Source organism: Paenibacillus sp. FSL F4-0087 (assembly GCF_038020215.1).
In the GTDB taxonomy this organism is placed as follows: Bacteria; Bacillota; Bacilli; order Paenibacillales; family Paenibacillaceae; genus Paenibacillus; species Paenibacillus taichungensis.
In genome coordinates this window covers 6,185,462-6,204,436 of record NZ_JBBODJ010000001.1, presented here as the reverse complement: position 1 = coordinate 6,204,436, position 18,975 = coordinate 6,185,462, and the positions used below count along the sequence as shown (strand labels likewise).

Here is an 18,975-nt window from a genome sequence, read left to right as displayed (position 1 = left end):
CGATTAATGGAAGGCTTCAGCCAAGCGATCAGTCAGCAGCCGATCATGGAGCTTTTCTGCCGAGAAAGTTGGAATATCATGATTCAGCAGGGAACTAAGACGTTTCGTAACATTAGCCTTGCGCTGTTTGCCGGAGGTTTTGTGACTTTTGCGTTACTATACAGCCTCCAGCCCCTGATGCCCGAGATTAGCGAGGCATTTGCGATCTCGCCTGCACATTCCAGTCTGACCCTCTCAGTTACAACGATTGCCATGGCACTGACCATGTTGTTCATCGGTTCCTTATCCGATTCATTGGGAAGACGCTTTATTATGACAGCAGCTTTAGTTGTTTCATCTATTATTGCAATGATTAGTGCGTTTAGCCCTGGATTTACTGAGCTGCTTCTGCTTCGTATTCTCCAGGGAGTTGCACTTGCCGGGTTGCCCGCGACAGCCATGACATATCTGTCTGAAGAGATTGAGCCTTCCAGTCTAGGGTATGCTATGGGCCTTTATATCAGCGGTAATTCGATTGGAGGTATGGCTGGTCGTTTTATCAGCGGCGTGATCACAGACTGGCTCAGTTGGCGTGCCGCAATTGGTTTTATCGGTATTCTTGGCCTATGTGCGGCCGTTATCTTCTGGCTGGTCATCCCGCCATCCCGCCATTTTGTCAAAGCGACTCCTGGATTCAAAAAGATCATTCCTCTTTTGTGGTCACAGTGTCGGAATACACGTTTACTTTGCCTGTATGGACTGGGCTTTCTTCTGATGGGGGGCTTCGTAACGTTGTTCAACTACATCGGATTTGAATTGACTGGAAAACCTTATCATCTTAGCCAATCTGTCGTTGGTAGCCTTTTTGTCGTGTACCTTATGGGTACATTGAGCAGCACCTGGATGGGCAGGCTTGCAGATCGGTATGGAAGATCGAATGTCCTTGGAATCGCGCTGGGTATTATACTGGCTGGTGCAGTTTGTACCATTCACCCAGATCTTTGGGTCAAAATAATTGGACTTGCGCTGTTTGCCTTTGGTTTCTTTGGCGGACATTCCATCGCAAGTAGCTGGGTTGGACTCGTGGCGGATCAGCATAAATCCCAGGCTAATGCCTTGTATTTGTTTTTCTACTACGTGGGATCAAGTGTCAGCGGAACTGGAGGGGGCCTACTTTACAGCCATCTGGGTTGGATTGGCATTGTGGGCATGATTGGTGTGTATGTGGTAATCGGCTTTATATTGTGTCGGTTTCTGATAGAAAAGGTACAAGAACATACCAGGCTTACTTTTTAACTAAACATAGATCGAATGTTTGTTCGTTCATTAAAGCACTCATTTTGACCCATAATCATCCAATAGTCCCTAATACAATAACTAACTTTTTTCGACAAGTATTGCATATCCCGAAATACCGAGTATAATACTGGGTAAATAGATGCAAAGGGGATGCAATAAACGATGAAAACACATGCTGAACTGAACTCACTTCTTGTTGACGATTATCTGGATCTCCTAAACATAGCGAAACAGCTAGGTGATGAGGAGTGGAAAGAGGCCATTCTGCAAGCATTGAAAGAAGAAGTGGATGCTAACCATCATCTGGATTCAACCGAGGTTAGACAGGATCTTTGGAGTCAATTTGAAGGTATTAACGAACAGATGCATGATCTGTTAATGCAATTGAAAAATGCCGAGGGTCCCGAAGAGAAAGAACAGATTATTGAAGCCATTTGGGGACTGAAAGTGGACCGACATGCCATTACTCGCAAACTTGAAACCATGAGCCGTGCTAGCGCTGGACATCAATAAAGCTCTAACGTTTATTATAAAAAAATAAAAACCCGCGTGCCGTCCTATGGAATTAATATTCCATGGGTTGGCATGCGGGTTTTGTGTTTGTTGCTGTACTTGTTTATTTAAGGGTTAGAACTGTTTAGCGAGTGTACGTGACTCTTCTATAGCTTGTTGTTTGATCTCATCTGCGCGTTCCTTATATTGGTTATGTCCTTCCACAAAAATGCCTTCAAGCTTCGGCACACCAAGGAAAGACATAATAATGCTCAGGTAACGATGACCGGATTCCATCTGAGCCGCAGGCCCTTCGGAATAAATGCCGCCACGAGCCTGAATATGCAGTGCCTTTTTGTTGGAGAGCAATCCAACCGGGCCTTGTTCCGTATAACGGAACGTTTTACCAGCCACGCAGATGGAGTCGATATAAGCCTTCATAATTGGAGGGAAAGAGAAGTTCCACATCGGTGTCACAAAAACATATTTGTCAGCAGATGCGAATTGATCCGATAATTCATTCAAACGTTGAACCTTGGTCTGTTCTTCAGAAGTCAATTCGCTGCCGGATTGAAGTTTCCCCCAACCACTGAATACATCTGCATCAATATGAGGAATGTCCGAGCGATACAAATCCAGATGAATAACCTCATCCGAAGGATGGCTTTCACGATATGCATCCACAAACGCTTTACCTGCAGCCATGCTGAAGGAAGTTTCATGATCATGAGGATGGGCAGTAATATACAATAATGTAGACATACGGTTCTTCCTCTCTATGATGTTTTTGCCAAAAAGGGCTGACATTAATAAGCGACCGATGTAGTATGCATCGTTTGTAACGTTTTATACCTGGATAGTGACCTGGTACTCAATCATGTATAATACATTGGTGTAAGGTGAATCGAACGATACTAGGAATGAGTGAGATGAGCGCATATGGGAATGGATCTGGAGAAGCAACGATTAAGCATTGAAGCAGCGAAATTGTATTATCAATCGGATTACAGCCAGCAGGATATTGCGGTCAGGCTGGGCGTGTCACGTCCAACGGTATCAAGATTACTTCAGTACGCGAAAGATCGTGGTTACGTTCGCATTGAAATTATGGACCCGCTGGAGGATATCGACATTATCGCCGGGGAACTCAAAGCCAAGTATAATCTGGATACTGCGCTTGTATGCTTTGCCCCGTTAAAGAGTGATGAAGAAATTTTGAAACATATTAGTAAAAGAGCAGCAGATTACTTACAAGATACGGTTCAGGATGCGGACATTATTGGGGTAACTTGGGGGACAACGATGAACGCCGTCGCCCGTCAGCTTCGTCCCAAGCAGGTCAAAGGCGTCGAAGTGGTTCAACTTAAGGGAGGCGTAAGCCATTCCCATGTGAATACGTATGCGGCAGAAATTGTTCATTTATTTGCGGAAGCTTTCCATACGGTTCCCCGATATTTGCCTTTGCCCGTGATCTTCGACAACATTGAAGTCAAGAAAATGGTAGAAGCAGACCGACATATTGGCAGAATTGTGGAACTTGGCCGACAGGCGAATATTGCCATGTTTACCGTAGGTACAGTGAAGGAAGATGCACTTTTGTTCAGACTGGGGTACTTTAATGATGAAGAACAGCAATTGCTGATGCATTCAGGTGCAGGTGACATTTGTTCACGTTTTTTTGATGCCGAGGGCCGGTTGATCAGTGAAGAAATTAACAACAGAACCGTCGGAATTGATCTGGCTGAGCTGCGAAATAAGGAAAAATCGATTCTCGTGGCCGGGGGAAAACGTAAAATAGAAGCCATTCATGCTGCGCTCAAAGGTCATTACGCCAACATTTTGGTAACAGATCAATACACAGCTCAGGCTTTGCTTCGATTATAATGCAATGGATGACAACATCTGCCACGCGACATGGGCGGATGTTTTGCTTTCTTAGGCAGAAGCTATATTATACGGTTCCTCCCAGTGAGCGAAGTCATTTGTTTAGTGAAGTTTCCATGGAATGTGTTTAAATTTCAAGGTTGAACAAAAGTTCATATTGATTTTTACATATGTTCATGTTAGGGTAGGGATATAGAAAATAACTAGTTCAGATAAGGGGAGATTGAATTGACTACACCACAATTAGCCAAAATGATAGATCATACCTTGCTTCGTGCAGATGCAACACAAAGTGAAATGGCCAAATTGACCAAAGAAGCGAAACAATATCAATTTGCTTCTGTATGTGTTAACCCGGGCTGGGTTGCTTATGCTGCTGAACAGCTTCAAGGTACTGGCGTCGATATTTGTACTGTTATCGGTTTCCCTCTGGGAGCTTCCACTTCCGAGACCAAAGCATTTGAAACTAAAGATGCCATCGCCAAAGGTGCTACTGAGGTGGATATGGTCATCAACATTAGTGCTTTGAAAGATGGCAAAGATGATGTTGTTGAACAGGATATCCGTGCAGTTGTTGAAGCAGCAGCGGGTAAAGCTTTGGTGAAAGTCATTATTGAAACTTGTCTGTTGACGGATGAAGAGAAAGTACGTGCATGTCAGGCAGCGGTAAAAGCTGGGGCTGATTTTGTCAAAACCTCCACAGGTTTCTCTACGGGTGGAGCAACACCAGAAGATATCGCTTTGATGCGTCGTACCGTAGGTCCGGATGTAGGCGTTAAAGCTTCCGGCGGCGTGCGTAGTCTGGAAGACATGCAAAAAATGATCGATGCAGGAGCAACTCGGATTGGCGCCAGTTCCGGTGTGAAAATCATGCAAGGCGAACAATCTACATCTAATTATTAATTCGTGAGTAATTGGCTCGATAAATTTCACTAGATGGAATGCTTGGATGCTTTAAAATGATTTAACTTGTTCTTCATATCTCTCGATGGATGTGAAGAACAAGTTTTAAAGCTGATCCAAATTTATATTTTAAATAAAACCCAATCATAAAAAACCGAATTTATTGTAAGCGCTTCAACCGTTTTCTGAAAGGTTAATTCATCACATATATGGGAAACCTTTGAGCTGAATAAACATCCGGCTTAACTACCTTCAAAGGAGAGATAGAATGAAATTCCTAATTGCCCTTCTTGGTATACTTGTTGTCTTTGGACTGGCTTATCTGGTCAGCAACGGTAAGAAGAAGATCAGATATCGTCCGCTAATCATCATGATTGTTTTGCAAGTAATATTGGGATACGCATTATTGAACACAGAAGTGGGTACATTTTTGATTGGCGGTTTCGCGACCGTATTTGAAAGTTTGCTTGGCTATGCGAATGACGGTATTTCATTTGTATTCGGTGGCTTGACTACCGTTGGTGCAGACAGTGGGGGCGCGCCGTTCTTCCTCAGTGTATTGATGCCGATCGTCGTTATCTCAGCGCTCATTGGGATATTGCAGTATATCCGAATCTTGCCTTTTGTTATAAAATATATTGGTCTGGTATTAAGCAAAGTCAACGGAATGGGCAAACTGGAATCATATAACGCGGTTGCTTCGGCTGTATTGGGGCAATCTGAAGTGTTCATTTCTGTGAAAAAACAAATTGGGTTGCTGCCTAAACATCGACTGTACACTTTATGTGCCTCGGCGATGTCCACGGTATCGATGTCCATTGTCGGTGCCTATATGTCCATGATTGATCCGAAGTATGTGGTTACGGCACTTGTGCTGAACCTGTTTGGCGGTTTTATCATCGCTTCCATCGTGAATCCTTATGAGGTTTCTCCGGAAGAAGATATATTGGAAGTACAGGAAGAGGAAAAACAATCCTTCTTCGAAATGTTGGGCGAGTACATTCTGGATGGTTTCAAAGTTGCGATCGTCGTAGCTGCAATGTTAATCGGTTTTGTTGCTCTGATCGCACTGGTTAACGGGATCTTCAGTGCAGTGCTCGGCATTTCGTTCCAGGAACTGCTTGGTTATGTGTTTGCACCATTTGCCTTCATTATGGGTGTTCCTTGGAAAGAAGCGATTCAGGCGGGAAGTATTATGGCTACCAAAATGGTATCCAACGAATTCGTTGCCATGCTTGATCTGACCAAACAGACTGCATTGTCTGCCAGAACAACAGGGATCGTATCCGTCTTCCTCGTATCGTTCGCGAACTTCTCCTCAATCGGTATTATTGCCGGTGCGGTGAAGGGACTTCATGAAAAACAAGGTAATGTGGTGGCCCGCTTCGGTCTGAAACTGCTTTACGGTGCATCGCTCGTCAGCGTACTGTCTGCGATCATCGCCGGACTGTTCTTGTAAAGCCGGATTATTGGAAGGAGTGCTTAAGTTATGTCAACATTCAAAAGAGTACATTTAATCGTTATGGATTCAGTGGGAATTGGTGAAGCGCCGGATGCAGCGGAATTCGATGATTTCGACGTCGATACCTTTGGTCACATTGCACGTGAACGCGGAGGATTGAAGATGCCGCATATGGCCAGTCTTGGACTGTCCAATATTAAGGAAATTGAAGGTGTGCCTGTAGCGGACGCACCAAAAGCTTTCTACACCAAAATGCAGGAAGCATCCAGAGGCAAAGACACCATGACGGGTCACTGGGAACTGATGGGCCTGTACATTGATACGCCATTCCGTGTGTTCGCAGACGGGTTCCCGGATGAGTTAATTCAGCGCATTGAAGAAAAAACAGGCCGTAAAGTGATTGGGAACAAACCGGCCAGCGGCACGGAAATTCTGGATGAGCTGGGTGCGGAGCATGTTGAAACTGGCGCGCTTATTGTGTACACATCCGCGGATTCGGTTCTGCAAATTGCAGCACATGAGGACGTTGTTCCATTGAAGGAACTGTATGAGATCTGTGAGTTCTGCCGTGAAATTACACTTGAAGATCCGTATATGCTGGGTCGTATTATTGCACGTCCATTCGTAGGTGAAGCTGGTGACTGGAAGCGTACAGCGAATCGTCATGATTATGCGCTCAAACCTTTTGGACGTACCGTGATGAATGAACTCAAAGATGGTGGTTTTGATGTCATCGCTCTGGGTAAAATCGCAGATATCTACGATGGAGAAGGTGTAACCAAGACTGTACGTACTGTCTCCAATATGGATGGCATGGACAAACTGTCCGAAACGATGGATGAAGAGTTCACCGGACTCAGCTTCCTGAACCTGGTTGACTTCGACGCCCTGTTCGGTCACCGTCGTGATCCACAAGGCTACGCTCAGGCGCTTGAAGAGTATGATGCTCGACTACCAGAGATCTTCAGCAAAATGACAGACGATGATCTGCTGCTCATCACAGCTGACCATGGTAATGACCCAACCTACCGCGGCACGGACCATACACGTGAGTATGTGCCACTGCTTGTTTACTCTCCACGCTTCAACGAAGGTAAAAAGCTTGAACTGCGCAGCACGTTTGCTGATGTTGGAGCAACAGTAGCTGAGAACTTCGGAGTGAAACTGCCGGAATATGGTACAAGCTTCCTGAAAGATTTGAAATAGTCAACATTCTTATCTTTAACTGAACATGGGGAAATCTGATATTTTCTTGAAACACAAAGTCGGACAGGATGACCACGGGGGCAGCTTCGGCTGCTCCGGTTCCTGACTTTCATTCAATCATATGGATAACTGGAGGAGATTTAATCATGAGTACACATATTGGAGCTAAACCCGGAGATATTGCAGAAACAATCCTTTTGCCAGGAGATCCATTGCGTGCAAAATTTATTGCAGATACGTATCTTGAAGATGTTGTTTGTTACAACGAAGTTCGCGGAATGCTCGGATTCACGGGTACATATCAAGGACACCGTATCTCAGTACAAGGCTCGGGCATGGGGATTCCATCGTTCAGCATCTATGCCAACGAACTGATCAGCGAATACGGTGTGAAAAACCTAATTCGTGTTGGAACTTGCGGAGGTATGCAAGAACATGTACGTGTTCGTGATGTTATCCTTGCTCAAGCTTCATGTACCGATTCCAGCATGAACAAGCTCGTATTCGGCGGATATGATTTCTCCCCGATCGCGTCGTTCTCCCTGCTGAAAGAAGCCTATGACCGCGCAACTGCCAAAGGCATGAAAATCCATGTCGGAAACGTGTTCAGTTCCGATTCCTTCTATCGTGACGACCGTTCCGTGACTGAGAAATTGATGCAGCACGGCGTACTGGGCGTTGAGATGGAAACAACTGCACTGTACACACTCGCAGCCAAATTTGGCGTAAACGCACTCACGATCCTGACAGTAAGTGACCACTTGCTGACAGGTGAAGAGACTTCCGCCGAGGAGCGCCAAAAAACGTTCAACGACATGATGGTAGTAGCACTGGAAACAGCAATTACGCTGTAATAGTTGCTAAGCATCATTTGATTTTGATCGAAACTTTTGTTTTAAGCACGTAGTGAAGGAACCGGAATCGATTCTAAAGAAGCGAAGCGTTCGCCTTTGTCTCCAAATTTCAACCTTATGAAAGGTTATTCAAAGAAATTTGGAGACAACAGCGATCGAAAGAACGATCCGGAGCCGTAACGGGTTAACAACAAAGTGTTCCATAAGATGACAACATGATATTGTTGCATATTATATTCAATAATCAATTGATTTTGATCGAAACTTTTGTTTGACGCACGTAGTGAAGGACCCGGAATCGATTCTGAAGAAGCGAAGCGTTCGCCTTTGTCTCTGTCTCTGAATTTCAACCTTATCGAAGGTTATTCAAAGAAATTTGGAGACAACAGCGATCAAAAGTACGATCCGGGGCCGGAACGGACTCTGCACAAAGTGTTCTATACAAATCACCCACAACGAAGGAGAGATCATCATGAGAATGGTAGACATTATTGCTAAGAAACGCGACGGAAAAGAACTGACAACAGCTGAGATTGACTTTGTTGTTCAAGGATATACACAGGGCGATATCCCTGATTATCAAGTCAGCGCTTGGGCGATGGCTGTATTCTTCAAGGATATGTCTGACAAGGAACGCGCAGATTTGACGATGTCCATGGTAAACTCGGGCGAGACCATTGATCTGTCTGCCATCGAAGGTATCAAGGTAGACAAGCACTCCACGGGAGGCGTTGGTGATACTACAACGCTGGTACTGGCACCGCTTGTTGCTGCTCTGGATGTTCCAGTTGCCAAAATGTCCGGACGTGGATTGGGTCACACTGGTGGTACAACGGACAAATTGGAATCTGTTGCAGGTTTCCACGTGGAGCTTGAGAAAGAAGAGTTCATCCGCCTCGTTAACGAACATAAAGTTGCCGTTATCGGTCAAAGTGGAAACCTTACGCCGGCAGACAAAAAGCTCTATGCATTGCGTGACGTTACAGCTACCGTTAACTCCATCCCACTGATTGCCAGCTCCATCATGAGTAAGAAAATTGCAGCAGGTGCCGATGCGATCGTATTGGATGTTAAAACGGGTGCTGGTGCATTCATGAAGACAACTGAAGATGCAAAAGAACTGGCACATGCCATGGTAAGCATCGGTAACAATGTAGGACGTAAAACGATGGCTGTCATTTCCGATATGTCCCAACCACTAGGTCTCGCTATCGGTAACGCGCTTGAAGTGAAAGAAGCCATCCTTACGTTGCAAGGTAAAGGACCGAAGGATCTGGAAGAACTCTGTCTGGCGCTTGGACGTCAAATGGTATTCCTTGCTGGTAAAGCAGACTCCCTGGAGCATGCTGAGGAGAAATTGAAAGAAGTGATCCAGAACGGTAAAGCGCTGGATAAATTCAAGGACTTCCTGGCAAATCAAGGCGGAGACGCTTCAGTTGTAGATCACCCGGATCGCTTGCCCCAAGCGAAATATCTGGTTGAAGTACCAGCGGATAAAGACGGATATGTAGCTGGTATCGTCGCTGACGAAATCGGTACTGCTGCAATGCTGCTCGGCGCAGGCCGTGCAACAAAAGAATCCGAGATCGATCTTGCTGTAGGCTTGATGCTCAACAAAAAAGTCGGTGACCAAGTGAAAGCTGGCGAATCACTCGTAACAATCCATGCCAATCGTGAAGACGTAGCAGACGTAATCGCGAAGATCATAGAAAACATTACGATTGCAGATCATGCCGATGCTCCGGTATTGGTGCATGATATCGTAACTGAATAATATATCAGGCAAACAAGGTTAACCTTATGCCTGAATTGAATTTAAAGCCCCGAAGCTGTGCATTCCATAGCTTCGGGGCTTTTTCTTATTTATTATGCAAATTCTCATACGTCACAACTGAATCTGCACTGGTGTAAATGTAAGGGGTGGATGGCTGATCAACCGGAGTTACTTTCGTCACCCGAATCTCAATGGTGTCCTCGCCATTCACTTGAGCAGAACCAATGGTGCCATCGATTTGTACCCAACTGTCTGTAGGAAAGCTGTCTGCATTCGGGACATGAATCATCACGCCAAAGGGTGCCGCGTCTGCCGGGCAGCACATCACAAGAAATCGTCCTAATGCAAAATGAGATTCATGCTCCATGCTTTTGTCTCGATATACAAACCCGGTAAGGCTGATGGCCTTGCCTGCGAATTGTCGTTGAAACATGTCGATGGACCCCAATGTCTCGGAGAAGATTTCGGGATATACCTTAATGACAGATTCCGCATATAACTTCTCTGCAAGTTCAGCAAATTCACGACTATACTCATCCGGGGGAACAAATTGTACTTTCGTGGCAGGCACAGATGATTCAACATTTGCAGTTTTTTTGGATAGATCTTTAATGTCCAGTTCTGCTGTATCAGGTAAGGGTTCTTTTCGACGAATCTCCGGAGGTCCATACGTTAGGGACATGCCTTTCTTACTGGCCATAGAACTGCCTAGTGCCTGATCCGGCAAAAGAAAACCAAGTATTAATGGAATGGCAATCAATCCATATATCAGCGAGCTGCGTACCCATCCTGAAGGAGGTGGATGCTCACAGTGGCAATGGAGCTGGCTAGTACCAAACAGTCCGTGCCAGGCCATGATGGCGGCAATAAACAAAAAGGGAACAGGGCAGCATAGAAGCAATCGCTGCATCGTTGGAGCCAAGTAATAATGAAGAGAATCCGTTGAATTCAAACGAATGATGTATACAGCGAGCCCGCCGATCCACAGAGCACGAATCAGGTTATGCCATTGGATAGGATGAGATTTGGTAACCGGAGCTTTGGTCGCTGTATAACCAGGATGGTTCATTTAATCACCTCTTTTGATCAGATAATACATTCATAAATGCTCATACCAAAAGGTTAATCAACCATGATCCTGCGAAAACCAAAGCAATAATGGCCAGGCTCAGGCCAATAACAAACCGGGTGCGGAAGGTAGAAAGCAGCATCAATGTGCTTTTGAAATCAAGCATTGGACCAAGAACGAGAAAGGATAGTAGTGGCCCTAACGCAAACGTGTGAGAGAAGGCTGAGGCTACGAATGCGTCGGATGTCGAACAGAGAGACAATACATACGCAAAACCCATCATGAAGACATAGGAGGCAACAGGCCCATTACCCAGAGAAATGAGATCACTGCGGCTGATAAAGGTTTGAATGCAGGCTGTTATTAGAGCACCAATCACCAAATATTTGCTCATATCTACAAATTCGTCACCCGCATGGATGAAAAAGCTGCGCCAGTTTTTATCGTGAACGTGATCATGATCGGCAGAATGGGAATGAGGCTGTGCCATTTTAAATCCGGGATGTGTCTTGACCTCCGTCACTGTAGCCTTCGGTTTGCGCAAAGGATTCTGACGGACGAACATATACACCAGACCGCCGATGGCAGCTGCAACTGCAAAGGCCAGTCCCATACGGGCGATCGTAATTTCGGGATGGGAAGGAAAAGCAAGCAGGGTCGCGGTAAAGACAATTGGATTTACAACAGGGCCACTAAGAATAAAGGTCACCGCGATATAGGGCGGCATGCCTTTATGCATCAACCGTCGAACGACCGGAATCATACCACATTCGCAGATCGGGAAAATGATTCCCAGCAGACCCGCTACCAGCACACCTCCGACGGGGTTCTTGGGCGTTAGTTTGCGAATCATTTCCTCAGAAACAAACCATTGCATTAGCGAAGACAACAGCACCCCTATGAGCAGAAATGGAGCAGCTTCGAGAAAAATGCTGATGAATATCGTTTTCATATTTTGAAAGGCTTCACTGTTCCAAGCTTCTTTCAGATTGGGAGCCATCGTGATCAACACGGGAACAAGAAATGCGCAGGGAATCAGGAATGACAGGAGCTTAAGATTGGCTGCCATTTTCATGGATAGACCTCCAGAACCGGGACTTTGCTAAAATATATGCTTGTACCGTCCGCATCATACTCGTTCTAAGTAATTAATCAACACTTTTACGATTTACATATCTTGAGCAAAACTTGTTATGTTGACAAAAGAAACGAGGTTCAGGTATAGTTTATTTTGTTAATCGTAATAATTACTATTAATTAATCATTATTTTTCAGCCCATCGGTCGAGTGGAAGCTACATAGCATTCCGATTTTTTAGTTTTAAGAGGATAAATGGAAGGGAGTAATTGAAATGACAGAACAACAGGTACAACCCCGAGTTCCGGTGACTGTATTAAGTGGATATCTGGGCGCAGGCAAAACGACATTGCTTAACCATGTGCTTCACAATAGGGAGGGTATGCGAGTCGCTGTCATTGTGAATGATCTGAGTGAAGTTAATATTGACGCTGGCTTGATCCGGGATGGTGGTGGATTGTCACGTATTGATGAGAAGCTGGTGGAGATGTCCAATGGCTGCATCTGCTGCACGCTGCGTGAGGATTTACTGAAAGAGGTGGAGCGGCTTGCGCTGGATGGTTCTTTTGACTATATTTTGATTGAATCGACAGGTATTGGAGAGCCAGTCCCCGTTGCCCAGACATTTACGTATATTGATGAAGAGCTGGGGATTGATTTGACGAAATTTACGCGGCTCGACACGATGGTAACGGTAGTAGATGCTGCCCAGTTCTGGCGTGACTTCTATTCCAAAGAAACATTGAAGGATCGGGGGCAGGAAGCCGGAGAGGATGATGTACGGGGGATCGTTCATCTGCTGACGGATCAGGTTGAATTCTGTGATGTGCTGATTCTGAACAAGTGTGATCTGGTAACGGAAGACGAGCTGCTCAAACTTGAGAAAGCACTACACGCGATGCAGCCGGAAGCTCGACTTATTCGCACCACACATGGACAGATTGACCCGAGGGAGATATTGAATACCGGACGGTTTGATTTTGAAAAAGCAAGCCAGTCTGCGGGCTGGATCCGCGAATTAATGAAGGAAGAACACACACCCGAGACAGAGGAGTATGGCATTCACTCGTTTGTGTACCATCGGAAACGTCCGTTTCATTCGGAGCGTTTGCTGCGCTGGATTGCCAAATGGCCTGAGAGTATTGTTCGTTCCAAGGGCTTAATGTGGCTGGCTACACGTAACCATATGGCGGTGTCGTTTAGTCATGCGGGAACATCCAAGCAGTTGGGACCAGCCGGGTTGTGGGTAGGCGCGATGAGTGACGAAGAGCGACAAATGCATTTTGGTGATACACTTCCCCCTATTCCGGATTGGGATGAGCAGTGGGGCGATCGGATTACGAAGCTGGTGTTCATCGGGATAGACATGGACCGACTGGAGATCGAACGGACGTTAGATGAGACACTGCTAACCGACGAAGAGATGATAATGAACTGGCGAGAACTGAAAGATCCATTTCCTGCGTGGAGTTGACAAACGTAAAAGCATGGGCTAAACTCATTAAATAGTAATAATTACGATTAGATAAATCAAAGGAGGCCATTTCCATGAGAGTCATTGTAACCTTAGCTTGCACCGAGTGCGGAGATCGCAACTATACAACAACCAAGAACAAGCGTAATCATCCGGAACGGATCGAATTGAAGAAGTATTCACCACGATTGAAGAAGATGACCATTCACCGGGAAACAAGATAATTTTTTTTGTCATTTTTACATCGTAATAATTACGAAAAGAGGAAAAACCATGATTCTATCTTCCATGCGTGATGTGGTATTCGGATACGGCAAAGAGCCAGTCATTGACCAGCTGTCACTGGATATCCATGTGGGGGAGTTTGTCGGCATTACAGGACCAAATGGTTCTGCGAAGACAACCATGCTGAAATTGCTGCTGGGGCTGTTACAGCCCTGGAGCGGCACGGTACATATGAATGCACAGTCCGTACGTGGCAGTAAGCTGAACATCGGATATGTACCTCAACAGGTAGCATCGTTCAACAGTGGATTTCCCAGTACGGTGATCGAACTGGTGCGATCCGGATGTTACAGCAAACTCGGCTTGTTCCGCAGATTTACATCCGAGCAGGAAGCCATTGTGGAACGAAGCTTGCGGGAAGTCGGCATGTGGGAATACCGCAACGCCAGGGTTGGCGAACTGTCTGGTGGACAAAAGCAGCGAATCTGCATTGCCAGAGCATTGGCAGGCCAGCCGCAGGTGCTTGTACTGGATGAGCCGACTACAGGCATGGACCGGCGCAGCCGTGAAGGATTCTATGATCTGATGCGCCATTATGCAGACGTCCATGGACTGACGATTGTTATGGTCACCCACGGATTAGAAGAGATGGGCAACCGGTTGGACCGGACGATTACCCTGGAGCGGCAAGAAAGTGAGGAATGGCAGTGTTTGAGTACGAATTCATGCAGCGTGCTTTCTGGGCAGGCGGACTGATCGGAGTCATTGCTCCAATTTTAGGAGTTTATCTGATGCTGCGGCGTCAGGTGCTGATGGCGGATACGTTATCCCATGTTTCATTGGCAGGCGTTGCCCTGGGTTCAGTGATGAACCTAGATCCGGTGATCTGTGGATTTGCGATTTCGATTATCGGCGCATTGTTGGTGGAACAACTCCGGCGAAATTACCTGACATATAGCGAGGTACCTGTAGCGATCATTATGACGTCGGGGCTGGCCCTTGCTGTAGTGCTCATGAGTCTGAAAACCAATCTGTCCAAGACATTTAGCTCTTACCTGTTCGGTTCCATCGTTGCCGTTAGTGATATGCAGTTGTGGATTATGGCGGCTGTGTGCGTCATCGGACTGATTTTTTTCATCGTACTCAGAAGGCCACTGTACAATTTGACGTTTGATGAAGAGACAGCTTCCATTGGAGGCATTCAGGTTAAAGGTTTATCCTTTGCCTTTGCTGTCCTGACAGGAATGACTGTTGCTTCAGCCATGCCGATTGTTGGCGTATTGCTTGTGTCTGCTTTAATCGTACTGCCCGCTGCCCTGGCACTGAGATTGTCACGCAGCTTTACAGCAGCGATCCTTATTGCAGTCGTCACTGGATTAATCGGTATCTTTAGCGGACTGACAACCTCTTACCATCTAAACACACCACCGGGAGGAACGATTGCTCTTATCCTGTTGGTCTTTCTATTGATTGGAATATCAGCGCAAAAGCTGATTGGACGATATAACCGTAAACGTCATCGTAAAGAGAGAAAACAACAACGTGCAACTCTATTCATACATTCAAGGGAGAATACGCCACATGAAATTCAATAAAAAATCAGCTCTTGCTCTATTGTTCAGTCTTACACTTATCGTAGCCGGTTGTGGACAAAATCAGTCCGCTTCCGATTCCGGTACCAGCTCGGCCAACACGCCGGTACCAGCCGAGACTGAAGAAGCCAAACTGAACGTTGAAGTCAGCTTTTATCCAATGTACGAATTCACCAAAAATGTAGCTGGCGATCTGGCTAATGTTCATACACTCGTTCCTGCGGGCATGGAGCCGCATGATTGGGAGCCGACACCACAGGATATGGCGAGCATCGAAAAAGCGGATGTGCTTGTCTATAATGGGGCGGGAATGGAATCCTGGATCGATCAAGTTACGGATAGTCTGAGCAACTCCAAACTCATTCAAGTAGAGGCAAGCCATGGGATTGATCTGCTGGAAGGATCGGAAGAAGATGAGCATGATCACGAACATGGCGATACAACGGACACGCATGATCATGCGGATGAAGCCACAACAGAGGAGCATGATCACGATCATGACGCTGAAGCAGAAGAAGGACATACACATGATCATGATCACGGTGGACTTGATCCCCACGTTTGGCTGTCACCTGCACTTGCCGTGAAGGAAGTACGGAATATTGAGGCTGGACTTGCACAGGCTGCACCTGAACATGCGGATCAATTCAAGCAAAATGCCGATGCCTACATTGCCAAACTGGAGGCACTGGATCAGGACTTCAAAGCAGCTGTAGCAGACAGCAAACGTAAAGATTTCATCACACAGCATGCTGCATTCGGCTATCTTGCACAGGAATACGGTCTGCAGCAAGTACCGATTGCCGGTCTGTCTCCTGAACAAGAGCCTTCCGCAGCGCAAATGGCATCCGTTATTGATTTTGCCAAGGAGCATCAGGTGAAGACGATTTTCTTCGAAACGTTGGTTTCATCCAAAGTGTCAGAGACTATCGCCAACGAAGTAGGAGCCAAAACAGCTGTGTTGAACCCAATTGAAGGATTGACGGAAGAGGAAATCGCAGCTGGAATGGATTACATCGGTGTAATGCGGCAGAATTTGGAGGCACTGAAACTGGCGTTGAATGAATAGCGTTTGTGCTTATTAACAAGTAGAGTTTACGAAAAAAGAAAACCCATTTGATGCCTGTCATCGAAAAAGGTACAATAATACAACATGCTGAGGAATGGCACAGCCATTCCTTTGCCTTTGGCCACGCAGAGAGCACAGGGATGTGCTCTTTTCGTTGTTCAAGGTGACGGAGATCATGCGGGGAACGGGAGGAAACGCCTTATGGATTTACATGAAGAACAGGAAGTGCTGTTAAGCCAGCAACCTGCCCATCTATGGAGAAGACGCAAGCTGGAGTTAATGCAGTGGACGGAACGCGAGAAGCAGACCGTGGCAGCGAAGAGGACGGAGATTTGGAACGATGTCGAAGTGGATGCTGAACTTGTCGCTGCCTTGACTTTCCTTCACAGAGCGGGCGTACGTACCGAGTTTTCTTGCGCTGGTGTAAGCCCACTCGATGAACCGATAGATCATTCTCTTTATGCCTATGTTACACTTGTACAAAACGAGGCAGCCGATCGATTTGTGAACTTTGCGCTGTCGAAGATGCGGAGCAGATTGCTTGCTACACTGGAGACAGGAACGGGTCGGTATGATCTGTCTTCTTTTTTCATCGGTCATAACCGGAGTTTCTGCTGGTGGATGCAATATTGCGCCGCACATTTCACGGATCGAAACGATTATAGTGTAGCGACGTAGTACAGTGATAGGCATTTTTACTTGGAGGCAAGGGAGGTAGGACCTGATTGAATAAATGGCTCAAAACCATACTGTTTCTGGTGGGTTCGGCGCTACTGACTCGCTTTATACCTTTTTCTTCATTGTTCCGTAACCTGGATACGATGATTCACGAATTTGGCCATGCGCTGGTAACACTGTTGTTATCGGGCAAAGTATTGCGCATTGAATTGTACGCAGATCACAGCGGCGTTACATATTCATCCATGCTAACACCAGGCAGATCTATATTGGTTTCCTTAGCGGGGTATGTCACGGCGTCCCTTTTTGCCTGGCTGCTATTCTATCTTTACCGGAAAGGGCGGCACATGTGGGGGCTCGGCATTATGACGGGTGTAGCTCTTGTATCGCTTCTCTTCTATGTAAGGGGAGAATTCGGCATGCTCTGGCTTACAGGCTTTAGTGCGCTGAATGTTGTGATTATGATCTTTGGTGCCAAAATCGCGAAATTCTATTATTTATTATTGGCTTTCCTCACGCTGGAAGAGTCCGTAGTTAGCGCCATGTACGTTGGGCTAATGTCCTGGACACAGCCGTCCCGGGCAGGGGATGCAGCCAATCTCGCTCAGCAGACATTTCTACCAGCGCTGTTCTGGGGAACGTTGTTTGCACTGTTTGCACTGTGGTGTGCGAAGGGGGCACTTACGCTCTTTTTCCGAAAAGAAAGCTCCGCCCGCACTTCAAAATCCCGTGGATTGCGCGGGCGTAATGTTTAAAAAAACAGAGAAGGCACTTCCTTTTATTAAAGGAGAGTGCCTTCTTGTGTGTCTTCGTGTCAATCTCCAAGATTGTCCCATAACACATAAAAGTAATAAATTTCTTCCATGATCGCCTTATCGTCCTCTGCGGCAATACCGCCCTTCATCCGCGCAAGGGTACCCAGAATATCGTAAATCGTCTCACGCTCCACACTGAACTGTATGCGATTGACGATCTTGTCCCAGGCTTTCATTGCGTAATCGATTTGGGACTTGGCTTCAGTCCATTTTTTGCCCTCAACCTGTTTCTGCAATGTTTGTACAGATTCAAGCAAGCGATCATCAGCACCAAAGGGCTTTTTGAGAAGGGCTCCGCTTGCCATTATCGCAACGAACACAAGAATGAGGCAGATCGGAAGCACATACAGCAACCAGAAACGCGATTTCATTCAATCGCCTCCTTCATGTAAATTTAGAAAGGCCCCTCATAATCGCCCATATCGATTTTTTCGGTGATCTTATCCTTAAATAGATCAATATACAGTTTATCGTTAGGCAATATGGCGGCAAAAGCAATATCCTGTATCGTCACTTTTTGCTTCTTAAGCTGCTCGCTGAGCCAATTTGTATCTTTGTTTCGTTCCTCCAGATTTTGCTTAATTAGCAAACCATCAATGATAATCTCGGTCATCAGCTTATTTTTAGGAGGATGCATATGCATGTCTTTGGCCGTTACAGGTTGATTCTCGGGTTTCAACACAACAGAGAGACTGCCGTCCGGTTCAAGAATGGCATAATCCAGCGTAGTGATGTCAAATACATCCTTTTGCCGCAGCATCATGGTCAATTCGTCGAATTTCACACGCATTTTACTCAGGTTTTGTTCGAGAATTTTACCATTCTGGATAATCAGTGTGGGGTCAGAGTCCATCAGTTTGGAGATGGTACGATTTTTCAGTGTAATATACTGAAAGATAATCGTGATAATGGTGAAAATGGTCAAGGCCACAAAATGAATCCATGCCTTGGAGGAGAGATCGGTCGCAAATGTACCTGCGATGGAACCGATCGTAATACCGTTAATGTAATCAAAATACGTCAAGTTGCCCATTTGTTGTTTGCCTAGCACACGGGTATAGATGATCAGGGTCAGAAAGGCGATAATCGATCGCACAGCAACAACCCAAGTTTCTTCCATCAT

20 protein-coding genes are annotated in these 18,975 nt (G+C 46.0%); 15 read left to right on the top strand and 5 right to left on the bottom strand.

What is annotated here, in order from left to right; translation table 11 throughout:
- The first annotated feature begins 6 nt into the window (after nucleotides 1–6).
- A complete protein-coding gene (locus MHB84_RS28210) occupies nucleotides 7–1,275 on the top strand; it encodes an MFS transporter (RefSeq protein ID WP_326101740.1) in 1,269 nt (422 codons plus the stop codon).
- 165 nt (nucleotides 1,276–1,440) lie between these two features.
- Nucleotides 1,441–1,791 (top strand): hypothetical protein, encoded by a 351-nt coding sequence (locus tag MHB84_RS28205; RefSeq protein ID WP_063563897.1) that lies wholly within the window; start codon nucleotides 1,441–1,443, stop codon nucleotides 1,789–1,791.
- Nucleotides 1,792–1,905: 114 nt separating this feature from the next.
- Here MHB84_RS28205 and MHB84_RS28200 read toward each other — a convergent pair whose 3' ends face one another.
- A complete protein-coding gene (locus MHB84_RS28200; RefSeq protein ID WP_076288670.1) occupies nucleotides 1,906–2,532 on the bottom strand; it encodes an FMN-dependent NADH-azoreductase in 627 nt (208 codons plus the stop codon).
- A 183-nt stretch (nucleotides 2,533–2,715) separates the two neighbouring features.
- On the opposite strand from MHB84_RS28200, the gene MHB84_RS28195 reads away from it, so the two are divergent.
- From MHB84_RS28195 to MHB84_RS28170, 6 genes are all read left to right on the top strand, one after another.
- Nucleotides 2,716–3,654: a sugar-binding transcriptional regulator gene (locus MHB84_RS28195; RefSeq protein ID WP_053780650.1), complete on the top strand. Its 939-nt coding sequence runs from the start codon at nucleotides 2,716–2,718 to the stop codon at nucleotides 3,652–3,654.
- 252 nt (nucleotides 3,655–3,906) lie between these two features.
- A complete protein-coding gene (gene deoC, locus MHB84_RS28190) occupies nucleotides 3,907–4,557 on the top strand; it encodes a deoxyribose-phosphate aldolase (RefSeq protein ID WP_076288898.1) in 651 nt (216 codons plus the stop codon).
- Between the two features lie 268 nt (nucleotides 4,558–4,825).
- A complete protein-coding gene (locus MHB84_RS28185; protein WP_076288671.1) occupies nucleotides 4,826–6,016 on the top strand; it encodes a NupC/NupG family nucleoside CNT transporter in 1,191 nt (396 codons plus the stop codon).
- Nucleotides 6,017–6,046: 30 nt separating this feature from the next.
- Nucleotides 6,047–7,225 carry a phosphopentomutase gene (gene deoB / locus MHB84_RS28180; protein WP_076288672.1) on the top strand — a complete coding sequence of 393 codons (1,179 nt, stop codon included), beginning with the start codon at nucleotides 6,047–6,049 and terminating at the stop codon, nucleotides 7,223–7,225.
- A 146-nt stretch (nucleotides 7,226–7,371) separates the two neighbouring features.
- Nucleotides 7,372–8,079, top strand: coding sequence for a purine-nucleoside phosphorylase (deoD, locus tag MHB84_RS28175; RefSeq protein WP_076288673.1), 708 nt, complete (start codon nucleotides 7,372–7,374; stop codon nucleotides 8,077–8,079).
- A gap of 472 nt (nucleotides 8,080–8,551) precedes the next feature.
- Nucleotides 8,552–9,853 (top strand): pyrimidine-nucleoside phosphorylase, encoded by a 1,302-nt coding sequence (locus tag MHB84_RS28170; protein WP_076288674.1) that lies wholly within the window; start codon nucleotides 8,552–8,554, stop codon nucleotides 9,851–9,853.
- An 85-nt stretch (nucleotides 9,854–9,938) separates the two neighbouring features.
- Here the strand turns inward: MHB84_RS28170 and MHB84_RS28165 are convergent, their stop codons facing one another.
- Both MHB84_RS28165 and MHB84_RS28160 read right to left on the bottom strand, forming a co-directional pair.
- A complete protein-coding gene (locus MHB84_RS28165) occupies nucleotides 9,939–10,922 on the bottom strand; it encodes a TIGR03943 family putative permease subunit (protein WP_083678847.1) in 984 nt (327 codons plus the stop codon).
- Between the two features lie 40 nt (nucleotides 10,923–10,962).
- Nucleotides 10,963–11,997, bottom strand: coding sequence for a permease (locus MHB84_RS28160; RefSeq protein WP_076288675.1), 1,035 nt, complete (start codon nucleotides 11,995–11,997; stop codon nucleotides 10,963–10,965).
- Nucleotides 11,998–12,273: 276 nt separating this feature from the next.
- Here MHB84_RS28160 and MHB84_RS28155 point away from each other — a divergent pair, with 276 nt between their 5' ends.
- From MHB84_RS28155 to MHB84_RS28125, 7 genes are all read left to right on the top strand, one after another.
- On the top strand, nucleotides 12,274–13,473 hold the full coding sequence (locus MHB84_RS28155) for a GTP-binding protein (RefSeq protein ID WP_076288676.1): 1,200 nt from the start codon (nucleotides 12,274–12,276) through the stop codon (nucleotides 13,471–13,473).
- Between the two features lie 74 nt (nucleotides 13,474–13,547).
- Entirely contained in the window at nucleotides 13,548–13,697 is a 150-nt protein-coding gene (rpmG, locus tag MHB84_RS28150; RefSeq protein ID WP_024631975.1) for a 50S ribosomal protein L33, read from the top strand.
- 49 nt (nucleotides 13,698–13,746) lie between these two features.
- Nucleotides 13,747–14,454 carry a metal ABC transporter ATP-binding protein gene (locus tag MHB84_RS28145; RefSeq protein ID WP_076288677.1) on the top strand — a complete coding sequence of 236 codons (708 nt, stop codon included), beginning with the start codon at nucleotides 13,747–13,749 and terminating at the stop codon, nucleotides 14,452–14,454.
- Nucleotides 14,400–15,293 carry a metal ABC transporter permease gene (locus MHB84_RS28140; RefSeq protein WP_076288678.1) on the top strand — a complete coding sequence of 298 codons (894 nt, stop codon included), beginning with the start codon at nucleotides 14,400–14,402 and terminating at the stop codon, nucleotides 15,291–15,293. Before MHB84_RS28145 ends, MHB84_RS28140 begins: the two co-directional genes overlap by 55 nt.
- Entirely contained in the window at nucleotides 15,280–16,359 is a 1,080-nt protein-coding gene (locus tag MHB84_RS28135; RefSeq protein WP_076288679.1) for a metal ABC transporter substrate-binding protein, read from the top strand. The genes MHB84_RS28140 and MHB84_RS28135 overlap by 14 nt, the downstream gene beginning before the upstream one ends.
- Before the next feature lie 201 nt (nucleotides 16,360–16,560).
- Nucleotides 16,561–17,037 (top strand): hypothetical protein, encoded by a 477-nt coding sequence (locus tag MHB84_RS28130; RefSeq protein WP_076288680.1) that lies wholly within the window; start codon nucleotides 16,561–16,563, stop codon nucleotides 17,035–17,037.
- Nucleotides 17,038–17,084: 47 nt separating this feature from the next.
- Complete coding sequence (locus tag MHB84_RS28125; protein WP_076288681.1) at nucleotides 17,085–17,792, top strand: M50 family metallopeptidase; 708 nt, start codon at nucleotides 17,085–17,087, stop codon at nucleotides 17,790–17,792.
- A gap of 59 nt (nucleotides 17,793–17,851) precedes the next feature.
- On the opposite strand, the gene MHB84_RS28120 is transcribed toward MHB84_RS28125, so the two are convergent.
- Together MHB84_RS28120 and MHB84_RS28115 are read right to left on the bottom strand one after the other, a co-directional pair.
- Nucleotides 17,852–18,223: a DUF4363 family protein gene (locus MHB84_RS28120; protein ID WP_063563885.1), complete on the bottom strand. Its 372-nt coding sequence runs from the start codon at nucleotides 18,221–18,223 to the stop codon at nucleotides 17,852–17,854.
- A 23-nt stretch (nucleotides 18,224–18,246) separates the two neighbouring features.
- Complete coding sequence (locus MHB84_RS28115; RefSeq protein ID WP_083678848.1) at nucleotides 18,247–18,975, bottom strand: DUF421 domain-containing protein; 729 nt, start codon at nucleotides 18,973–18,975, stop codon at nucleotides 18,247–18,249.